At 67.0% G+C, this 19,755-nt stretch carries 21 protein-coding genes; 13 read left to right on the forward strand and 8 right to left on the reverse strand.

The features are described 5' to 3' along the window. Window positions 1–16: 16 nt before the first annotated feature. Window positions 17–151 carry a hypothetical protein gene (locus ACZ1H8_RS04425; RefSeq protein ID WP_465180162.1) on the reverse strand — a complete coding sequence of 45 codons (135 nt, stop codon included), beginning with the start codon at window positions 149–151 and terminating at the stop codon, window positions 17–19. Between the two features lie 165 nt (window positions 152–316). Between ACZ1H8_RS04425 and ACZ1H8_RS04430 the strand changes: the two genes are divergently transcribed. The 5 genes from ACZ1H8_RS04430 to ACZ1H8_RS04450 all read left to right on the forward strand — a co-directional run bounded on the left by ACZ1H8_RS04430 (window position 317) and on the right by ACZ1H8_RS04450 (window position 6,450). After that, a complete protein-coding gene (locus ACZ1H8_RS04430; RefSeq protein WP_219997945.1) occupies window positions 317–1,075 on the forward strand; it encodes a fimbria/pilus periplasmic chaperone in 759 nt (252 codons plus the stop codon). A gap of 21 nt (window positions 1,076–1,096) precedes the next feature. Beyond that, window positions 1,097–3,580 (forward strand): fimbria/pilus outer membrane usher protein, encoded by a 2,484-nt coding sequence (locus ACZ1H8_RS04435; RefSeq protein WP_465180163.1) that lies wholly within the window; start codon window positions 1,097–1,099, stop codon window positions 3,578–3,580. Window positions 3,581–3,704: 124 nt separating this feature from the next. After that, window positions 3,705–5,801 (forward strand): sensor histidine kinase, encoded by a 2,097-nt coding sequence (locus tag ACZ1H8_RS04440; protein WP_465180164.1) that lies wholly within the window; start codon window positions 3,705–3,707, stop codon window positions 5,799–5,801. Beyond that, a complete protein-coding gene (locus ACZ1H8_RS04445) occupies window positions 5,798–6,166 on the forward strand; it encodes a response regulator (RefSeq protein WP_110153344.1) in 369 nt (122 codons plus the stop codon). The genes ACZ1H8_RS04440 and ACZ1H8_RS04445 overlap by 4 nt, the downstream gene beginning before the upstream one ends. Next, window positions 6,163–6,450 (forward strand): Hpt domain-containing protein, encoded by a 288-nt coding sequence (locus ACZ1H8_RS04450; protein ID WP_465180165.1) that lies wholly within the window; start codon window positions 6,163–6,165, stop codon window positions 6,448–6,450. Before ACZ1H8_RS04445 ends, ACZ1H8_RS04450 begins: the two co-directional genes overlap by 4 nt. 5 nt (window positions 6,451–6,455) lie before the next feature. Here ACZ1H8_RS04450 and ACZ1H8_RS04455 read toward each other — a convergent pair whose 3' ends face one another. The 5 genes from ACZ1H8_RS04455 to ACZ1H8_RS04475 all read right to left on the reverse strand — a co-directional run bounded on the left by ACZ1H8_RS04455 (window position 6,456) and on the right by ACZ1H8_RS04475 (window position 9,410). Further along, entirely contained in the window at window positions 6,456–7,148 is a 693-nt protein-coding gene (locus tag ACZ1H8_RS04455; RefSeq protein ID WP_465180166.1) for an OB-fold protein, read from the reverse strand. A 25-nt stretch (window positions 7,149–7,173) separates the two neighbouring features. Beyond that, entirely contained in the window at window positions 7,174–7,818 is a 645-nt protein-coding gene (locus tag ACZ1H8_RS04460) for a hypothetical protein (protein ID WP_465180167.1), read from the reverse strand. 43 nt (window positions 7,819–7,861) lie between these two features. Beyond that, window positions 7,862–8,395, reverse strand: a complete 534-nt coding sequence (locus ACZ1H8_RS04465; protein WP_465180168.1) for a TetR/AcrR family transcriptional regulator — start codon at window positions 8,393–8,395, stop codon at window positions 7,862–7,864. A 104-nt stretch (window positions 8,396–8,499) separates the two neighbouring features. Next, window positions 8,500–8,973: a DUF5991 domain-containing protein gene (locus ACZ1H8_RS04470; RefSeq protein WP_465180169.1), complete on the reverse strand. Its 474-nt coding sequence runs from the start codon at window positions 8,971–8,973 to the stop codon at window positions 8,500–8,502. A 44-nt stretch (window positions 8,974–9,017) separates the two neighbouring features. Then, complete coding sequence (locus ACZ1H8_RS04475; protein WP_110153350.1) at window positions 9,018–9,410, reverse strand: hypothetical protein; 393 nt, start codon at window positions 9,408–9,410, stop codon at window positions 9,018–9,020. Window positions 9,411–9,602: 192 nt separating this feature from the next. Between ACZ1H8_RS04475 and ACZ1H8_RS04480 the strand changes: the two genes are divergently transcribed. Further along, on the forward strand, window positions 9,603–9,887 hold the full coding sequence (locus ACZ1H8_RS04480; RefSeq protein WP_465180170.1) for a hypothetical protein: 285 nt from the start codon (window positions 9,603–9,605) through the stop codon (window positions 9,885–9,887). Between the two features lie 27 nt (window positions 9,888–9,914). On the opposite strand, the gene ACZ1H8_RS04485 is transcribed toward ACZ1H8_RS04480, so the two are convergent. Continuing rightward, complete coding sequence (locus ACZ1H8_RS04485; RefSeq protein WP_465180171.1) at window positions 9,915–10,595, reverse strand: dienelactone hydrolase family protein; 681 nt, start codon at window positions 10,593–10,595, stop codon at window positions 9,915–9,917. Window positions 10,596–10,897: 302 nt separating this feature from the next. Between ACZ1H8_RS04485 and ACZ1H8_RS04490 the strand changes: the two genes are divergently transcribed. From ACZ1H8_RS04490 to ACZ1H8_RS04510, 5 genes are all read left to right on the forward strand, one after another. Next, window positions 10,898–11,452: a F0F1 ATP synthase subunit delta gene (locus ACZ1H8_RS04490; RefSeq protein ID WP_465180172.1), complete on the forward strand. Its 555-nt coding sequence runs from the start codon at window positions 10,898–10,900 to the stop codon at window positions 11,450–11,452. A gap of 2 nt (window positions 11,453–11,454) precedes the next feature. Continuing rightward, a complete protein-coding gene (gene atpA / locus ACZ1H8_RS04495; protein WP_465180173.1) occupies window positions 11,455–12,984 on the forward strand; it encodes a F0F1 ATP synthase subunit alpha in 1,530 nt (509 codons plus the stop codon). 87 nt (window positions 12,985–13,071) lie between these two features. Continuing rightward, window positions 13,072–13,956 carry a F0F1 ATP synthase subunit gamma gene (locus tag ACZ1H8_RS04500; protein WP_110153355.1) on the forward strand — a complete coding sequence of 295 codons (885 nt, stop codon included), beginning with the start codon at window positions 13,072–13,074 and terminating at the stop codon, window positions 13,954–13,956. 25 nt (window positions 13,957–13,981) lie between these two features. Further along, a complete protein-coding gene (atpD, locus tag ACZ1H8_RS04505; protein ID WP_465180174.1) occupies window positions 13,982–15,508 on the forward strand; it encodes a F0F1 ATP synthase subunit beta in 1,527 nt (508 codons plus the stop codon). 126 nt (window positions 15,509–15,634) lie between these two features. Next, on the forward strand, window positions 15,635–15,886 hold the full coding sequence (locus ACZ1H8_RS04510) for an ATP synthase F1 subunit epsilon (RefSeq protein WP_110153356.1): 252 nt from the start codon (window positions 15,635–15,637) through the stop codon (window positions 15,884–15,886). A 94-nt stretch (window positions 15,887–15,980) separates the two neighbouring features. Here the strand turns inward: ACZ1H8_RS04510 and ACZ1H8_RS04515 are convergent, their stop codons facing one another. Next, on the reverse strand, window positions 15,981–16,493 hold the full coding sequence (locus tag ACZ1H8_RS04515; RefSeq protein WP_465180175.1) for a DUF6265 family protein: 513 nt from the start codon (window positions 16,491–16,493) through the stop codon (window positions 15,981–15,983). A 95-nt stretch (window positions 16,494–16,588) separates the two neighbouring features. Between ACZ1H8_RS04515 and ACZ1H8_RS04520 the strand changes: the two genes are divergently transcribed. Further along, a complete protein-coding gene (locus ACZ1H8_RS04520) occupies window positions 16,589–18,130 on the forward strand; it encodes a hypothetical protein (RefSeq protein ID WP_465180176.1) in 1,542 nt (513 codons plus the stop codon). Window positions 18,131–18,183: 53 nt separating this feature from the next. Further along, the gene (locus ACZ1H8_RS04525) at window positions 18,184–19,728 is read left to right on the forward strand and encodes a CpaF family protein (RefSeq protein ID WP_465180177.1); all 1,545 of its coding nucleotides are present in this window, start codon (window positions 18,184–18,186) and stop codon (window positions 19,726–19,728) included. Window positions 19,729–19,755: the final 27 nt, after the last annotated feature.

Genomic DNA, 19,755 nt, shown 5'->3' on the forward strand with positions numbered 1-19,755 from the left:
GGATCCTCGTGACCCTCTAGTTCTTGCTGCCGAGCTTCGAGCCTGCGCCGAAAGTGCGTCCGACGAGGATCGCGCCGATCTGTTGTTCCTTGCCGCCGAATATGAGCGGCTTGCTGAATCCGATGACGAAGACATGGGCGGACCGCTTCACGTGTCTCTTCCCAAGTAACACGAAGCCGCCGCAGTTCACGCATTAGGTGGCGGCGTGCTTCGTGATTTTCCTGCCTTGGCGCGGGCATCGCATCGGTCCATCATTTCCTTTGATCCTGACCGGCGATATGGCGCGAAGTCAGTGGGATAGGCTCAGGAGAGACTTGTGAAGTTGCAGCGCAGAACCTTCGTCACCGGATTGGTCGCATCGGCAGCCATTCTGGGGCTGGCCACCGCCGCCTACGCAATGACCGTCCAGCCTGTGGTTCTCGACCTCACCACGTCGGGCCGGGGCATGAGCCAGGTCATCACGGTCGAGAACACCTTCGACAAGCCGCTGCCCGTCGAACTTCGCATCGAGTCGCTCGACCTGACCGCGGACGGCGTCAGCCCGACCGGGCGCGACACCGGTGAGCTCGCCGCCTTCCCGCCCCAGGCGCTGATCCAGCCCGGCCAGCGCCAGAATTTCCGCGTGCAATATGTCGGCGATCCCGCCCTGCCGCACAGCAAGCATTATTTCATCACGGTCGCACAGCTTCCGGTGCAGACGACGGACACGACGTCGAACATCCAGCTCCTCTATAATTTCCAGGTGCTGGTCAGCGTCTCGCCCGACGGTGTGAAGCCCAACCTGACCGTCGCCTCGGCGGAGATCGGCAAGGATGCGGAAGGCAATCCGGCGCCGGTGGTCACCATCACCAACAAGTCGGTGGCGCATGGCTATCTGTCGCGCGGACGCGTTCGCGTCGTCCAGTTCGCGCCCGACGGCCGTCAGGTCTTCACCAAGCAGTTCACCGGTGCCGACATCCAGCAGTCGATCGGCTACGGCCTGGTCGGCGGCGGCCAGACGCGCCGCATCACCCTGCCTGCTCGCCTCCCGCAGCCCGACGGCCGCGTCGAAGTGCAGTTCACACCCGAGGGCTAAATCATCCCCTCCTGGCTGAAATTGACCGTCGCCTCCTCGGCGCTGATGCTCGGCTTGTGCCTGGCGTCGGCCCCGGCGGCCGCGCAGACGACCGATCCGACCGACGCGCGGGTGGTGATCGATCCCGACGCAAATGCGTCCGGGATCAATCCGACCGGCCGGGCGATCGTCCTGACCGCGCCGGTGATGGACGGCCAGACCTATGTCGGCGACGCGACCGTCACGCTCGACACCGATGGCCGCGCCAGCTTCGCCGCAGCACGGCTGCTGGCGCTTCTCGAACCGCGCATCTCCGGGACGTTGCTCAACACGCTGCGCACCCGTCTGACGGCACAGGGCAAGCTCGAGCGCGCCGACCTCCAGGGCGTCGGCGTCGCGATCCGCTACGACCCGCAGGCGCTGCAGATCACGCTGGACATTGCCGCGTCGAGCCGCGCCAGCCGCTCGCTGGTGCTCAGCGACGAGATGAGCCGCGGTCCCGTGACCTATACGGCGCCGGCCGGGCTCAGCGCCTATCTCAACATCCGCGGCTCGCTCGACTGGGTTCAGCAGGGCTCCGATCAGGGGATCGCCGCCCCGATCACCTTTCTGGACGGCGCGATCCGGGCGGGCGGCGTGGTGCTGGAGGGCGAAGCCAATTGGCAGGCGGGTGCGCCCGGTACGGATTTCCAGCGTCGCGGCACGCGGCTGATCTATGACGATCGCGGCAATCTGGTGCGCTGGACCGCCGGCGATCTCCAGACGCTTGCCCGCGGCTTCCAGTCGGCACCCGAAATCGCCGGCCTGTCGGTCTCACGCTTCTATTCGCTGCTCGATCCGCAGACAATCATCCGGCCGCGCGGCAACCGCAGCTTCCAGATCGATCGCCGCTCGACGATCGAGGTTCGCGTCAACGACCAGGTCGTCCGCCGGCTAGAGGTCGATCCGGGCACATTCGACCTGCGCGACTTTCCCTTCACCCAGGGGGCGAACGACGTGAAGCTGACGATCACGGACGATGCCGGCCGCGTCCAGTCGTTCAACTTCAACATCTTCCTCGATCAGTCGCAGCTTGCCTCGGGCCTGAGCGAATTCGGTCTGTATCTGGGCACGCGCGCGCCGCTGGGCGCCAGCGGGCCGATCTACACCAACGACCTGGCCTTTAGCGGCTTCTATCGCCGCGGCGTCAGCGACCGGCTCACGCTGGGGGCCAATGCCCAGGCCGACGGAAATGGCTGGATGGGCGGTGTCGAGACCGTCGTCGCCAGCCCGATCGGCTCGATCGGCGCCTTCGCCTCCGCATCGCACGTCAATGGCCTCGGCTCGGGCTGGGCATCGATCGTGACCTTCCAGCGCACGATCAGCCGCAGCGCCGACCGCGCCGACGCCCTGTCCCTGTCGCTGGAGACGCGAAGCCGCAACTTCTCGCCGATCGGTTCCGGAGCGCCTTTCAATCCCTACCGCTATATCGCCGGTGCGAGCTACAACAGCGCGCTGACCGAGACCCTTTATGCCGGGATCGATGCGCGATATTCCAAGGGCCGCGACGGCGAGCCCGACGTGCGCAGCGTCCGCGTCAGTGGCGGCTGGCGGCCGCTGCCCCAGTTCAGCTTTACCAGCGACCTCACCTATGAGCGCGACGGCCGCGGCGGACGCTTCACCGCCTTCCTGTCGCTGACCTACCGCGTCGACCGTTCGTCCAGCCTTCGCGCCGATCTCGACAGTCGGTATAATCGCGGCCGGCTGACCTATCAGACCTATCACGGCACCGGCACCGGCGCGTATAATTTCAGCGCGGATATCGAGCGCAGCGATACCGGTGTGGGCGCCAACGCGACGGGCATATATTATGCGAACCGCGCCGAACTCGGCTTCAGCCATTACAGCACTTTCGAGAACGACCTGGCCCGCTCGACCGGGCAGCGCACCTCGCTGCGCTTCGGCACCGCACTGGCGATGGCGGACGGCAGCTTCACGGTCGGACGGCCGATCAACGATGCCTTCGCGATCATTCGCCCGCATTCCTCGCTGAAGGACGCGGATATCCTGGTCGACGCGGTCGGCAAGACCTCGCTCGCCAATACCGGCGCGCTGGGCACCGCGCTGCAGTCCAGCCTCAGCAGCTATAGCGAGCGCAACGTGCTGGTCACCGCACCCGATGCGCCGCTGGGCGCCAATCTGGGCGACGGATCGTTCCGCCTGATGCCGCCCTATCGCGGCGGGTACCGGTTGACCGTGGGATCGGACTATATGGTCAGCGTCGTCGGACGCCTGCTCGGCCCGACCGGAGACCCGATCACTCTGGTCGGCGGCACCGCGACCGAGGAGGCGCATCCCGAACGCGAGCCTGTGCCGCTGTTCACCAATTCCGCCGGGCGGTTCGGCGTGACCGGGCTCGCACCGGGGCGCTGGCGGATCACGCTGGTCGACCTGGAAAAGACGAGTTACGACCTGGTCATTCCCAAGGACGCTACCGCGACGATCTCGATCGGCGACCTTCGTCCCCGGCCTGCAACCGAAAAATGATCATGTTCCTAGGTTGGTTTCCTCACGCGTCGATGCGATAGCGCGCGAGAGATCACAAGGTCATCCGCCCGTGCCGCAAGCAACTGTCCAGCCTCCACGATTTGTCATCACCCGATGGGTGGTGATGGCGGCTGCAGTTCTGGTACCGCTGTTGATGCTGATCCTGACGCTCGTGGTCATCAGCGGGTTCGGGGAAACCGCGTCGCTGCGGCGGGAAATCATCCGGTCTTACGAAGCCCGGGCCGACCTGCGGACCATCCTGCTGCTGCACCAGGATCTCGAGATCAGCCAGCGCGGTTTTCTGATTACCGGCGACGAGCGTTTCCTGTCGCCCTACCGCAACGCGCTCAGCCGGATCGACCCGGCCTTCGCATCCCTGAAAGACCATGCGCCGCCGGACGGCCGATACAGGTCGGAACTGGCGGAGATGCGGCAGATCTCGCTACAAAAGCGAGCTCTGGTCGACCAGTCGATCCGGCTGGGGCGCCGCGGAAACCTTGCCGGCGAGCGTGAGTTGGTCTTCCAGGGCAAAGTCCTCATGGACCGGCTTCGCGTCTTGATCGGCAGCGCCGAACGACGTGAACGCAGCGGGCTGGCTCAGGTTACCGCAGTATTCGAGACGACCCGCACGCGGGTCCGTGACCGGACCTATGGTCTGCTGGCACTGCTGGTCGTGCTGCTCGCCGCCGCCGCCTATCTCGCCGCGCGCAGCCATATGGCGCGCGAGCAGTTCCGCCGCCAGTCCGACGATCTCGCCGCCCGCCAGCGCGCAATCTTCGCAAGCGGGATGGACGGGCTGATCGTGCTGAACGCCAGCGGGAGCATCGAAAGCCTGAACCCCGCCGCCGCCAAGATGTTCGGATATGAAACCGGTGCGCTGTTGCGGCGCGACATCGGCGTGCTGCTCGACGTGGCGCCCGACCGCGGCGAAGTCGAAAGCTTCCTCGCCCGCCTCGATGCGAATCGCGACGGCCTGCCGGGCGAGGTGCAGGAGGTCATGGGCCGCCGCCGCGACCAGTCGGTATTTCCGGTCGAAGTCGCGATCAGCGTGGTCCCGATGGCCCAGGGATCGCTGTTCCTCGCGGTCTGCCGCGACCTGAGCGAGAAGCGCGAGGTCGAGCAGATCAAGACCGACTTCGTCGCGACCGTCAGCCACGAGCTGCGCACGCCGCTGACCTCGATCGCCGGCTCGCTCGGGCTGATCACCGGCGGTGCCGCGGGTCCGATCCCGGCCAAGGCGCTTCGTCTGATCCAGATCGCGCAGAGCAATTCGGCCCGGCTGGTGCGGCTGATCAACGACATCCTCGACATCGAGAAGATCGAGGCGGGGCGGATGGCGTTCGACATCAAGCCGGTCGCGCTCGATCATATCCTGCAACGCGCGGTTCGCGACAATGCCGGCTTCGCCAATGAATATGGCGTCCAGGTGGTCCTGGAATCGCCGCCCGAGTGCAGCCAGGTGCTGGCGGACGAGGATCGCCTGAACCAGGTAATCACCAACCTCCTGTCCAATGCGGTCAAATTCTCGCCGCGCGGCGGAACGGTCCGGGTATCGGCAACCGAGTTGAACCACCGGTTCCGAATCAGCGTCTCCGACGATGGCGAAGGGATCCCCGAGGCGTTTCGCGATCGGATTTTCTCTAAATTCGCACAGGCCGACAATTCGGATACTCGGCAAAAGGGCGGGACCGGCCTGGGCCTCAGCATCGTGCGCGAGATCGTCACCCGGCTGGGCGGCAATGTCCGGTTCGAAAGCGAAGTTGGGCGCGGCACGACTTTTCACGTCGACCTGCCCGCGGCGCGGCGCGAGTCCGGACCGGAAGCGCCCGAGACAGCGGCCGAACCTTCGACCGGGCTCCCGGCCATTCTCCACCTCGACGACGACCCCGACATGCTGCGCGTCGTCTCCAGCGCGTTCGAACAGCGCGGCGACGTGCTGTCGACACACAGCGTGAGCGAAGCACGCGCGGCAATTCGCGGCCGCCGGTTCGATGCGGCGATTCTCGACATCGGCCTGGCAGACGGCAACGGGCTGGAACTCGTGCCATTGCTGCGCGCTGACGATCCGTCCATCCCGATCGCGGTGTTCACCGCGCAGCAGGTCGACGGGGCGGCGATCGAGGGCGTGGATCAGGTCATCGTCAAGTCGCGCGCCGGCCTCGACCAGCTGATCGACGAGGTGCTGGCGAAGGTGGCAGCCAGACAGGAAGGCAGGCAATGACGATCCGCATTCTGTATGTCGACGACGAGGCTGATATCCGCGAAGTGGCGGCGATGTCGCTCGAGCTGGATCCCGATTTCGAGGTTCGCACCTGCGGGTCGGGGCCCGAGGCGCTCGAGCAGGTCGGGACCTGGACGCCCGACCTCATCCTGCTCGACGTAATGATGCCGGGCATGGACGGTCCCACCGTCTTCGCCCGGCTGCGCGACGATCCGGCCACCGCGACGATCCCGGTCGTGTTCATCACCGCGCGGACCCAGGCCTATGAGGTTCGCGCTTTCCATGACCTCGGCGCGCGCGGCGTGCTGGCCAAGCCGTTCGATCCGATGAGCCTGTCCACCCGCGTGCGCGAATTCATCGAATGACCGATTTAGAGGAACGCCTGGGGGCGATTCGCCTCCGCTTCATCGAGCAGGCGGGCCTGGATGCCGACGCGATCCGGGCGAATGTCGATGCGGCGGCGTGGAAGGCAGTGCGCGACCTGAGCCACGGCATCGCCGGCCGTGCCGGCATGTTCGGGTTCGACGCGCTGACCGACACGGCCCGGCAGCTGGAACGCGCGATCGATGCGTCGGAACCGGACGCGCGCCTCCGCCAATTGGCAGGGGCGCTGATCGCCGATCTCCGCGGGCTCGCCCACCCGGGCTGATCTGCCTATTGCAGCGTACAGTCGCGCAGCATCGTCGTGCCCGCCAGCGTGCCGACTCTGCCGCAGGCCAGCGTCACCGACTGGCCCTTCGACAGCGCCGACACGGTATCTGCTGACCCCGCGGACAGACTCGCGACGATGAAGTTGAACCGGGTCCGCCCTTCCAGCGACAGCGAAGACGAGTTCCCCGGCGTCAGCGACGCAAGGGTGCCGATCACGGTTACCGCGCCGGGATAGCGCGCCTTCGCCGCCTGCGCGTCGCCGGCGAAATCGGCGTCCAGGGTCGCGGCGCTGACTTGGCCCTCGGATGCCGCCCTTGGCGGCGACTCGTCGGGGACGGCCGACGGCGCCGCTTCGGGAGTGCGGTCGGGCGCAGCGGCGCTGTCGTCACGCTTGGCGGTCTCCGCCTGGCGCTCGGCGATCGGCTTGGCCGCGTCGCGCTGGCTCCACAGCTGCACGCCGATCACGGCGAGCGCAATCACGATCATCGCCGGCAGGATCCAGCCACCCCAGCCCGAGCCCGAGCGACGCCCCGCCGGCGCATCGGGCTGTTGCGTCCCGGGCTGCGACCCCGGCCGCGGGGTCGGTGCGGTGATGGTCGCAAATGGGTCGTCGGCATCGGCGATCGCATGCCCGCAATCGGGGCAGAACCGGGCGCCGGCGGGGATCGCGGCATTGCAGCGGGTGCATCTGGTCATCAGTGCCTCCTTGTCGAACGGGATGTCAGGGAATTTCGGACAGGATATCGAGCAGTTGCGTAAGCACCCGGCGCTTCGCCCACCATTCGATCAGCACCACCGTGCCCAGCCAGCCGACAAATGCCCCCAGCAACGCCAAACCTTCGCCGCGGCCGATCAGCAGATGATAGGCAAGTGCGCCCACTGCGATCCCGGCGATCAACTCGACCAGCGCAAAGCCGATCAGGAACAGGCAGCCTGCAGGCCTGGCGGGCTGACGCGGCGCGCGAGCGCCTGCAGGCCGCTGCGGCCCGGGACGCGGCTTAGACCGCGCCGGGGCAACCGGCATGCGATCGGCGAAGTCGCGCGCCGGCGCCCGCATCGCCCAGCGCAGCGAGCGATACAGCGCGAACACGATCAGGATCAGCAACCCGCCCATCAGCACGAAGCCGCCAGCCTCGTTCCCCTCGGGAAACCAGGTCGCGGTCAGCATCGCCGCCGCGATCACGCACAGCAGGAAGGCCGCGGTGTGGAACAGGAAGCTCCAGCCGGCGCGCAGGACATAGCGGTCGCGCTCGGCCTTGGTGACGGGCAATGCCGGACCCTTGCCGTTCACGCGAAAGGCATATCCGTCCGCATGCGGCTCGAACTGGGTCGCCATGAACATGCCGAAGATTGAGATGAAACCCATCGGTATCTCCTTCCCACCGCAACGCGCGTCGCGCGCGCCGGGTTCAGTCGGTCGGTGCGCCCCGCGCCGCGGCCAGGCTTTCGCGGACCCGCGCCAGGGCGACGCCCTCGACGTCGCGCTGGCCCATCGCTTCCCAGGATCCGCTGACCTGGAACGCGCAGTGGCCATGGACCGTCGCCACCAGCGACCGGGCCAGCGTACCGATCGCGTCGTCGGCGGGCCGCCCGAGTTCCGCAGCCACTTCCCGGACGACGATCCGGGTCAGCCGCCCCCGCTCCTCCGATTGCTCGGGTGGTGTCGCCTCGGCCACGCCGACATGTTCGTAGATCGCCGACCAGCGAAACGGGTTGGCGCGGGCAAAGGCGAAATAGGCCTCGACCAGCGCGGCGATCCGGTCGCCGCCGGCCTCGGCCAGTCGCGCCTCCAGCGCATCGGCCCACAGGTCGAACGTCCGCGTGTTGATCGCGGTAATCAGCCCGTCGACATTGCCGAACACATTGTGGATCGTCCCGATCGTATAGCCCACGCGCTTCGCCACCTCCCGGGCGGAGAAGCCGGACAGCCCGGATTCGGCCATCAGCGTCTCCCCCGCCCCGAGGATGAGGCCGCGCAACTCCGCGCGGCTATGATCGGATCGTCTTCCCATGGTTCGCCAGATGCTTCCGGTTGGATCGATGATGGTCAGCGGACGCGGTGGAACAGCATGCCGCTCCGCGGCGTGTTGCGGTTCGACGGCGTCAGTGCCTGCAATGCTGTAGTGATGCCGCGCTTGCCCCGGCTGAGCGTGAACAAGCTCTGTCCGGCGGACCAGCTGTCGCCGGGGAAATTCTCCGCGCCGAAGCGGCGGAACTTCACCACCAGCGTGTTGCCGCTGGGCACCGCGGTGCACTGGATCCGCCGATTGGTCTGGAACCCCTGACCGTTCAGCGAACAGCCGGTCGGCCCGGCACCCGGTCCGATCGTCAGCGTATAGGTGATGAAGGCGGTGATGCTGTCGCTGGGACTGGTACCGCCGTGACGGCCGACATCCTCCTCCCAGACATAGCGCCCGTTCCATCCGCCCTGAATGGCTGACGGTGCGGCAGCGGCGGGGAGCGCGGCTGCGGTGAACAGGGCCGCCCCGATGGCCAGGGCGCGAATCGACTGAGTCTTCACGATGCGTCTCCTCTTTCAATGACGCTGGGGGAAATCAGGACCGATCAGCGGCGCAGCGGGACGCGGCCGCCAAGCGGGGTGATGGCGAAGTCGGCCCCGCCGCGCGGCGACGGCCACATCGCGATCTGATATCGCCGGGTCGCGGCGCAGGCGGTGATCGTCCAGACCTCGAAATGGCCGCCCATCGCGATCGCCTGACGCGTCGGCTGGCGCGGCGCATAGCTGCGCGGCATGACCTGCATATGCGCGCCCGAAATGGTCGGGCAGCCCGAGCTGTGCTTCGAATGGCCGAGGATGGTCCGCATCAGATCGCCTGCCAGCTTGGGCGTGGCCAGGGTGCGACCGCTCAGCTTGACCTGGGGGACGGCGGCAGCCGGCGAGGCTGCCACGAGTGCGGTTGCCGCGATCATCGCGGCGATGACGGGAATGCGCTTCATCTCTTACCCTCCGCAGCCGGGGACGAGACTGTCCGTCAGCTACCCAGCCCTAATTGATCATCGTTCAATTCAAATCAATTGATCAGCGATCAATTGTGCGCCGAGTGCGGCAGGACGATGAAGCACGCAGCACAATTCTCCGAAGCATCCAATCAGAGGCTGAACCGTTCGGGCAAACGGAGGAGAATAGGGATGGAGATCATCAAGTTGCCGCCCGGCGAACTGGCGTCGGACGATACGGACTGCATCAAGATCAATGCCTTGCCGGGCGGCGGCTTCTCGCTGATCGCGTCCGCGCTGATGGCGTGCGGCGACGGCGACGAACTGGAGTCGGTCGCGCTGGTCGGCAGCGAGCCCTATGCCAGCTATGAGGAAGCCGAGGCGGCGGGTCTTGCCTGGGCGGAGGCGCACTGCGTCGCCACCATCCATGTCGAGACGGGCGGCAGCCCGGAGCCGGTCAGGCCCTCGACGCGCTGATCCCGCGCGGCCGGCGCTACGCCCGGATCAAGCAGCGCCCTCGTTCGCCCGGAACAGCGCCAGCGTCCGCTCGCGCGCCAGTGCGGCGCTCGGCGCGTCATAATCCTCGCGCTGGTCGCAGTTGAAGCCGTGGCCGGCGTCATAGACGAAGATCTCGGTCATCGGCAGGTCCTGCGCGATCAGCGCCTCGACGCCCTCCATCGGGATACCGTGGTCGTGCCGGCCGAAATGGACGATCGTCGGGCAGTCGGGCCGCTCGTTCGATCCCGGCACCAGGCTGCCATAATAGCTCGATGCCGCCGTCACGCCCTTTATCCGCGTGGCGGCGAACCACGCGAGCGAGCCGCCATAGCAATAGCCGACGACGAACACCGGCCCCTTGCCCGCCAGCGCCTCGACACAGCTCTGGACGTCGTCCTGCGACAGGCCGAACGGATGCGCCTCGCGCGCCAGCTTCACGCCCTGCGCCCGGCCATCCTTGTCATATCCGACCTCGAACCCCGGCACCTCGCGGTCGAACAGCGCGGGCGACAGCACCTCATAGCCTTCGGCCGCATAGTCCTCGCACACCGAGCGGATGTGCGAATTGACGCCGAATATCTCCTGGATGACGATCAGGCCACCACGCCGCCTGCCCTGCGGCTCGACATGATAGACCTGGATTTCGGCCCCGTCGGCCATGATCATCGGTTGAAAACGGCCGGTCATTACGCGACTCCGAAACTAGAGGACGGTCGCGATCCTAGGCATGTCGGCAATAGTCGGCCAGACGCGCGTCGATGATCGGTTCGCCGCACGGCGCGGGTTGGTCCGTTGCCGCACCGCCATCGTCGCGATAACCCTGACGCGCGATCGCGAACAGGCGCCTTTCGCCCTCTCCGCGAGTCGGGTTGCATCCCAACACTTGCGATGCTAACCGCGCCGCGACCCTAGAAGGGCGCCCTCCATCAACCGGGGTGCGGCCCCTTCGGACGGGGCTAATTCCTGCTCCCTATGAGGAACCGACACGCGTGGAGAATTCCGGCGGTATCCAGGCCAGCCTAAGCGGACGCTACGCTACCGCTCTGTTCGAACTCGCTCGCGATTCGAAGACGCTTCCCGCGGTCGAGCAGAGCCTCGCCACGGTTCGCGCCGCACTGAACGAATCGGCCGATTTCAAGGCGCTGACCACCAGCCCGCTGATCAGCCGCAACGACGCGTCGCGCGCGATCGCCGCGACCTCGGCCGCGCTGAAGCTCGATTCGACCACGTCAAACTTCCTCAGCGTGCTGGCCGGCAACCGCCGGTTGAACCAGCTGCCGCAGATCATCCGCGCGTTCCGCACCCTGGCCGCCAATTATCGCGGCGAGACCACGGCGGAAGTCGTCTCGGCCCATCCGCTGACCGCCGATCAGGTCGACGCGCTGAAGCAGCAGCTGCGCACCCGCATCGGGCGTGACGTCGCCGTCGACCTGTCGGTCGATCCCTCGCTCCTGGGCGGCCTGGTCGTGAAGATCGGCAGCCAGATGATCGATTCCTCGATCAAGACCCGTCTCAATTCCCTCGCGCACGCGATGAAAGGCTGAAAATGGATATCCGCGCCGCAGAAATCTCGAAGGTCATCAAGGACCAGATCGCCAATTTCGGCACCGAGGCCCAGGTCTCGGAGACCGGCCAGGTGCTCAGCGTCGGTGACGGCATCGCGCGCATCCACGGCCTCGACAACGTCCAGGCGGGCGAGATGGTCGAGTTCGCCAATGGCGTGCAGGGCATGGCGCTGAACCTCGAGGCCGACAATGTCGGCGTCGTGATCTTTGGTTCCGACTCCGAAATCCGCGAAGGCGACACCGTCAAGCGCACCGGCACCATCGTGGACGTGCCGGTCGGCAAGGGCCTGCTGGGCCGCGTTGTCGACGGTCTGGGCAACCCGATCGACGGCAAGGGCCCGATCGTGTCCGACCAGCGCTCGCGCGTCGAAGTGAAGGCGCCGGGCATCATCCCGCGCAAGTCGGTGCACGAGCCGATGCAGACCGGCCTGAAGGCGCTCGACGCGCTGGTGCCCGTCGGCCGCGGCCAGCGCGAGCTGATCATCGGCGACCGCCAGACCGGCAAGTCCGCCGTCGCGATCGACACCTTCATCAACCAGAAGGAGGTCAACAAGGGCGACGACGAGAGCAAGAAGCTCTACTGCATCTACGTCGCCGTCGGCCAGAAGCGCTCGACCGTCGCCCAGCTGGTGCGCACGCTCGAGGAAAATGGCGCGATGGAATATTCGATCGTCATCGCCGCGACCGCGTCGGAGCCCGCTCCGCTGCAGTTCCTCGCACCGTACACCGGCTGCGCGATGGGCGAGTATTTCCGCGACAACGGCATGCACGCCGTGATCGTGTATGACGATCTGTCGAAGCAGGCAGTCGCCTATCGCCAGATGTCGCTGCTGCTGCGCCGTCCGCCGGGCCGCGAAGCCTATCCGGGCGACGTGTTCTATCTCCACTCGCGGCTGCTCGAGCGCGCGGCGAAGATGAACGACGCCAATGGCAATGGCTCGCTGACCGCGCTGCCGATCATCGAGACCCAGGCAGGCGACGTGTCGGCCTATATTCCGACCAACGTGATCTCGATCACCGACGGCCAGATCTTCCTCGAGACCGACCTGTTCTTCGCGGGTATCCGCCCGGCGATCAACGTCGGCCTGTCGGTGTCGCGCGTCGGCTCCGCCGCGCAGACCAAGGCGATGAAGAAGGTCGCAGGCTCGATCAAGCTCGAGCTGGCCCAGTATCGCGAAATGGCTGCGTTCGCGCAGTTCGGCTCGGACCTGGACGCCTCGACCCAGAAGCTGCTGAACCGCGGTGCGCGCCTGACCGAGCTGCTGAAGCAGGCCCAGTTCTCGCCGATGCCGTTCGAGGAGCAGGTTGCCTCGATCTTCGCCGGCACCCAGGGCTTCCTGGACGCGATCCCGGCGGCGGACGTGGTGCGCTACGAGCAGGCGATGCTTGCCGACCTGCGCGCCAACCATGCCGGCGTGCTGGCCGCGATCCGCGACAGCAAGGACCTGTCGGACGACACCCGCGCACAGCTCAAGGGCGCGCTGGAATCGTTCGCCAAGACCTTCGCATAATCAACTTTGACGTCGCCCCGGCCTTGGCCGGGGCCTCTTCCGATCAGGAGGTGCCGGCAGGTCCGGCACGGCGGGGACAGGAAAAGAATGGCGAGCCTTAAGGCCCTCAAGATCCGCATCGGCTCGGTGAAGTCGACGCAGAAGATCACCAAGGCGATGAAGATGGTCGCCGCCGCGAAGCTGCGCCGTGCGCAGGAAGCGGCCGAGGCCGGGCGCCCCTATGCCCAGCGTCTCGAAGCGGTGGTCGCGTCGCTCGCGTCCAAGGTGACGGTCAGCGAATCTTCGCCCAAGCTGCTGGCCGGCACCGGCAAGGACCAGGTCCACATGCTGGTGGTCGCCACCAGCGACAAGGGTCTGGCCGGCGCGTTCAACACCAACATCGCCCGCCTGGCCCGCCGCCATGCGCAGGAGTTGCTGGCGCAGGGCAAGACGGTCAAGATCTACACGATCGGCCGCAAGGGCCGCGGCGTGCTGAACCGTCAGTTTCGCGAGCTGCTGGTGCACGGCATCGAGCCGGGCGACCTGGGCAAGCTGACCTTCCTCGACGCGCGCGGCTATGCCGACGATCTGATCGCCCGCTACGAAGCCGGCGAGTTCGACGTCGCGACCCTGTTCTATTCGAACTTCAAGTCGGTCCTGACGCAGGAGCCGACCGCTCAGCAGATCATCCCGGTGGCGATTCCCGCAACCGACGGCACGATCGCCAGCGGCGCCGACGCCGCGGTCGAGTATGAGCCGGACGAGGAAGGCATCCTCGCCAACCTGCTGCCGACCAACGTCGCGATCCAGCTGTACCGTGCGATGCGTGAGAACGCCGCATCGGAGCAGGGGTCGAAGATGACCGCGATGGACAATGCGACGCGCAACGCCGGCGACCTGATCAACCGGCTGACCATCGAATATAACCGCACCCGCCAGGCCGCGATCACGACCGAGCTGGTGGAAATCATTTCGGGCGCCGAAGCGCTCTAAGACCGTTCGAAGCAAGGAAGAGAACATGGCATCCGAAGCCCCGACCGCCGAGAAGCCCGCCCGCAAGCCGCGCGCGGTCAAGCCGACCGCCGACGCAACCGGCACCGTGCCCGCGACGACCAACAATGTCGGCCGCATCAGCCAGGTGATCGGCGCCGTCGTCGACGTCAGCTTCGACGGCGCCCTGCCGGCGATCCTTTCGGCACTCGAGACCGACAATAACGGCAATCGCCTGGTCCTCGAAGTCGCGCAGCATCTGGGCGAGAACACCGTCCGCACGATCGCGATGGACGCGACCGACGGCCTGACCCGCGGCCAGACCGTGACCGACACCGGTTCGCAGATCCGCGTGCCCGTCGGCCCCAAGACGCTCGGCCGCATCATGAACGTCATCGGCGAGCCGATCGACGAGCGCGGCCCGATCGGTGCCGAGGGCAGCGCGCCGATCCACGCCGCCGCCCCCGCCTTTGTCGACCAGTCGACCGAGAGCGCGATCCTGGTCACCGGCATCAAGGTCATCGACCTGCTGGCCCCCTATGCCAAGGGCGGCAAGATCGGCCTGTTCGGCGGCGCCGGCGTGGGCAAGACCGTGCTCATCCAGGAACTGATCAACAACATCGCCAAGGGCCATGGCGGCACCTCGGTGTTCGCCGGCGTGGGCGAGCGTACCCGCGAGGGCAACGATCTCTATCACGAGTTCCTCGATGCGAACGTCATCGCCAAGGATGCCGAGGGCAATCCGACCAGCGAGGGTTCGAAGGTCGCGCTGGTGTTCGGCCAGATGAACGAGCCGCCGGGCGCCCGCGCACGCGTCGCGCTGTCGGGCCTGACGATCGCGGAATATTTCCGCGACGTCGAAGGCCAGGACGTGCTGTTCTTCGTCGACAACATCTTCCGCTTCACCCAGGCGGGCGCGGAAGTGTCGGCACTGCTGGGCCGCATTCCGTCGGCGGTGGGCTATCAGCCGACCCTGTCGACCGACATGGGCGCGCTGCAGGAGCGCATCACCTCGACCAACAAGGGCTCGATCACCTCGGTGCAGGCCGTGTACGTTCCCGCGGACGATCTTACCGATCCGGCGCCGGCAACCTCGTTCGCCCACCTCGACGCGACGACCGTTCTCAACCGCGCCATCTCGGAGCTGGGCATCTACCCGGCGGTCGACCCGCTCGACTCGACCTCGCGCGTGCTGACCCCGGCGATCGTCGGCCAGGAGCATTACGACACCGCCCGCCGCGTCCAGGAGACGCTGCAGAAGTACAAGGCGCTGCAGGACATCATCGCGATCCTGGGCATGGACGAGCTTTCCGAAGAGGATAAGGTCACCGTCACCCGCGCCCGCAAGATCCAGCGCTTCCTGTCGCAGCCGTTCCACGTGGCCGAGGTCTTCACCGGCATCGCCGGCAAGTTCGTGTCGATCGAGGACACGGTGAAGTCGTTCAAGGCCGTCGTCGACGGCGAGTATGACCATCTGCCGGAAGCGGCCTTCTACATGGTCGGCGGCATCGACGAAGCCGTCGCCAAGGCCAAGAAGCTGGCCGAAGAGGCGTAAGGACGTCCTTTTCCCTCCCGCTTGCGGGAGGGGCCAGGGGAGGGCCTGTCGTCACGGGCCCACCTCCGAACCTCACAGGCCCTCCCCCTACCCCTCCCGCAAGCGGGAGGGGGGAGAATTGAGAACATGCTGCACTTCGAACTCGTGACCCCCGAACGTCTCGTCCGCTCCGAGGACGTGTACATGGTCGTCGTCCCCGGCACCGAAGGCGATTTCGGCGTGCTCGAGGGCCATGCCCCGGTGATGTCGACGATCCGCGACGGCGATCTGTCGATCTATCGCACCCAGGGCGCAGCGCCCGAGACGATCCGGATCGAGGGCGGCTTTGCCGAGGTGAATGCGAAGGGCCTGACGGTCCTCGCCGAAACCGCCGCCTGACGCTTCGCGGGCTCCGGCCCGCGCTCGGCACCCCGCCGATCATCGACGCCGCCGGCTCGCGCCGGCGGCGTTGTCGTATCCGCCTCGGTCGGGTTCAGCGGGGCTGGCGGATGAAGCGCCAGCGATTGGGTTTGCTGCCGTCCTTCAGCGCGATCTCCGCGACCAGCGCATCGCCTTCGCGCCAGTATCGGATGCGCTGCGGATAATCATTGGCTTCGTTGACGAAGCGAATTCCGGCCCCAGCTGCCTCGCCTTTGAAGGCGGTAGGCGGTCGACCGTTCAACTGGGCCGAGAAGACCGGCTCACCGTCCTCGAGCACGATCCGCATATATTCGAAGCTCGTAGTGCGCCCCTTGCGCACCTCGTGCGACGCGCCCAGCATCATGCCACCTGCAGGCGGGCTCCAATGCTCGCAGGTGCGATCGTCCACCGGGCCGGCCGTACACCAGTCGCCGGCCATCCAGTCCGGCAGTGTCGTGCCGGCATCCTGCCCCGGCGCCGCACCGACCGGCATGATCGCACCGACCGCCAGTGCGATGCCATATCCGATTCCTCGCCCGATCATCTCGTCCCCCCGTGCAATCTCCCAAGCACGGACGATCTTCATCCTTAAACAGCCGGCGTCAATCGCGACCGTTGTCCTCGCACCGAAACGGGCCAGCTTTACGCCGCTGTTAACCCTGTTCGGGCACAGGGTGGATCATGGCCACGCTTGCGCTCCCTACCCTTCGCCCGCGCCCCCGCACTGCCCCTGCGCCCCTCGTGCTGGCGGGCATCACCTTGCTGGTCGCGGCGTTCGTCCTGCGATCGGCGCAGTTCGGCAATCCGATCAACGGGCTGGACGAGCAATATTATCTGCTGGTCGGCGACCGCATGTGGCAGGGCATGCTGCCCTATGTCGACCTGTGGGACCGCAAGCCCTTCGGCCTGTTCCTCATCTTCGCGGGCATCCGGCTGCTGCCGGGAGACGGGGTGATGGCGGCGCAAATCGTCGCGACTCTGTTCGCCGCCGCCACGGCGCTGGTCGTGGCGCTGATCGCTCGGCGCAGGACCGGGTGGCTCCCCGCGACGATGGCGGGCATCCTCTATCTCGGCGCGATCAACGAGCTGTGGGGCGAGACCACCCAGACGCCGGTCTTCTACAATCTCTTCGTCGCGCTCGCTGCGATGCTGGTACTGCGCGCCGCCGAGGCGCCGCTGTCGCCACACGGGCGGCGGCTTGGCACCGCCGCGATGCTGCTGGCCGGGCTGGCCATCCAGGTGAAAACGATCGCGCTGTTCGAGGGAGCGTTTCTCGGCTGCTGGCTGCTCGCCACCGCCTGGCGCGCGGGCGCGCGGCCGCCCGCCCTAGTCGCCATCACGCTTCGCCTCGCTCTTGCCGGCGCCGCGCCGACACTGGCGGTGATCGCGCTCTACCTGGTGCTCGGTCATCTCGACAGTTGGTGGCAGGCGAATATCCTCTCGGTGATCGCCAAGGGCGCACCGATCGATCCGGGCGCGCACCGGCGGCTGGTCGAGAGCATCGTCCTGGCGGCACCCCTGCTCGCGCTTGCACTGCTCGGCCTCTGGGCGGGGACGCAGCGCTTCACCCGCTGGCCCGGCGAGATCCTGTTCCTGGTCGGCTGGGGATGCGTCACCGCGCTCCAGTTCTTCGCGATCGGCGGCTTCTGGCCGCATTACGCCCTGCCGCTGGCGCTCGCCTGCGCCGTGCTGTCTGCCAGCGCCTTCGCGCTGCCGCGCCTGGGCCTCGCGCTGTTTGCCGGCGCGCTTGTCTGGCCACTGTGGCACGCGGTGATGATCAACCCGGCGATCGCGCGCAGCGACCGCGCTGCCGCCGCCCGCGTCGTCGCGGCGATCCCGCCCCAGGTCCACGACCAGTGCATGTTCGTCTATGAAGGGCCGGTCGCCTATTATCTGCTGGCAAAGGGCTGCACCGTGACGCCCTGGTCGTTCAGCGCTCATCTGCGTTCCGCGGTCGAAGCGCCGACCCTGGGCGTGGATCCGGTCGTCGCGCTGCGTCAGGCGCTCGACCGGCGTCCGGCCGCGATCCTCACCATCCAGGGGTCGCAATGGGCCGAGCGCTTCGCTGCCAACGACCAGCTGATCGCGCAGGTGCTGGCGCGCGACTATGTCCGCGCGGCCGCCCTGCCCAACCGGGACTATGGCCCGCGCGAGACCATTCTCGTCTGGCGCCGCCGTGATCTGCCCGCGGTGCCGCCCGACCACGTGGTTAGGCAATTGTAAAACCTTGCCGGTTAGCCTGCGAGCCACGGTTCCCCGAGGATGATGACCTTCCCATGAATGCTTTTGGTCGACGCGGTGGTTTGGGTGGCAGCGTGGCCGGCCGGCCCGCTTTCGGCGTCGCCCGGCCGATGCAGGGCGGCGTGGCGCCGCGGGTGCCCGAGCCGGTCACAGTGGGCGGCGAGCCGCTCCAGCCGGTCGCGCCTCCCGCAGGAGCTGGCGCCTTCGATGCCGAAGGGCCGCTATCCGCGCAGGCCCAAGCCACCGGCGAGGCGATGCAGCGCCTTGCCGATCGCCAGGCAGCCTCGGGCGAAGCAGGCAATTCGCGGGTCGAGGGCTTCGAAGCCTCGGTCCACCGGATCAAGGAGCAGGTGCTGCCGCGCCTGCTCGAACGGGTCGATCCCGAGGCAGCGGCGACGCTGAGCAAGGACGAGCTGGCCGAGGAATTCCGCCCGATCATCGGCGAGGTGCTTGCCGAGCTGAAGCTGACGCTCAACCGGCGCGAGCAGTTCGCGCTGGAAAAGGTGCTGGTCGACGAGCTTCTGGGCCTTGGGCCGCTCGAGGAGCTGCTGGCCGACAGCGCCATCAGCGACATCATGGTCAACGGCCCCGAACAGACCTTCATCGAGCGCAAGGGCCGGCTGGAACTCGCCAACATCCAGTTTCGCGACGAGGAACATCTGTTCCAGATCGCCCAGCGCATCTGCAATTCGGTCGGCCGCCGCGTCGACCAGACCACGCCGCTGGCCGACGCCCGGCTGAAGGACGGCAGCCGCGTCAACGTGATCGTGCCGCCGCTGTCGCTGCGCGGCACCGCCATCTCGATCCGCAAATTCTCGGCCAAGCCGATCACCCTCGACATGATGGCGCAGGGCGGATCGATGAGCCAGAAGATGGCGACCGCGCTGAAGGTCGCGGGCGCGAGCCGGTTCAACATCGTGATCTCGGGCGGCACCGGCTCGGGCAAGACGACGATGCTCAACGCCCTGTCGAAGATGATCGACCCGGGCGAGCGCGTGCTGACGATCGAGGACGCGGCCGAGCTTCGCCTGCAGCAGCCGCACTGGCTGCCGCTGGAAACGCGTCCGCCCAATCTGGAGGGTCAGGGCGAGATCTCGATCCGCGACCTCGTCAAGAACGCGCTGCGCATGCGACCCGACCGGATCATCCTGGGCGAAATCCGCGGCGCCGAATGTTTCGACATGCTGGCGGCGATGAACACCGGCCATGACGGATCGATGTGCACCCTCCACTCCAACAGTCCGCGCGAGGCGCTGGCGCGTATGGAAAACATGGTGATGATGTCCGACATCAAGGTGCCGAAGGAAGCGATCAGCCGCCAGATCGCCGACTCGGTCGACCTGATCATCCAGGTAAAGCGCCTGCGCGACGGATCGCGCCGCGTGACCAACGTGACCGAGGTGATCGGGATGGAAGGCCCGGTGATCGTCACGCAGGAACTCTTCAAGTTCGAATATCTGGACGAGAGCGCCGACGGCAAGATCGTCGGCGAATATCGCTCGATGGGCCTGCGCCCCTATACGCTGGACAAGGCCAAGCAATATGGCTTCGACCAGGCGCTGCTGGAGGCATGCCTGTAGGGCGCGGTACAACGCGGTTCACTCCCC

The sequence above is a fragment of the Sphingomonas sp. BL-S-25 genome, from assembly GCF_055521555.1.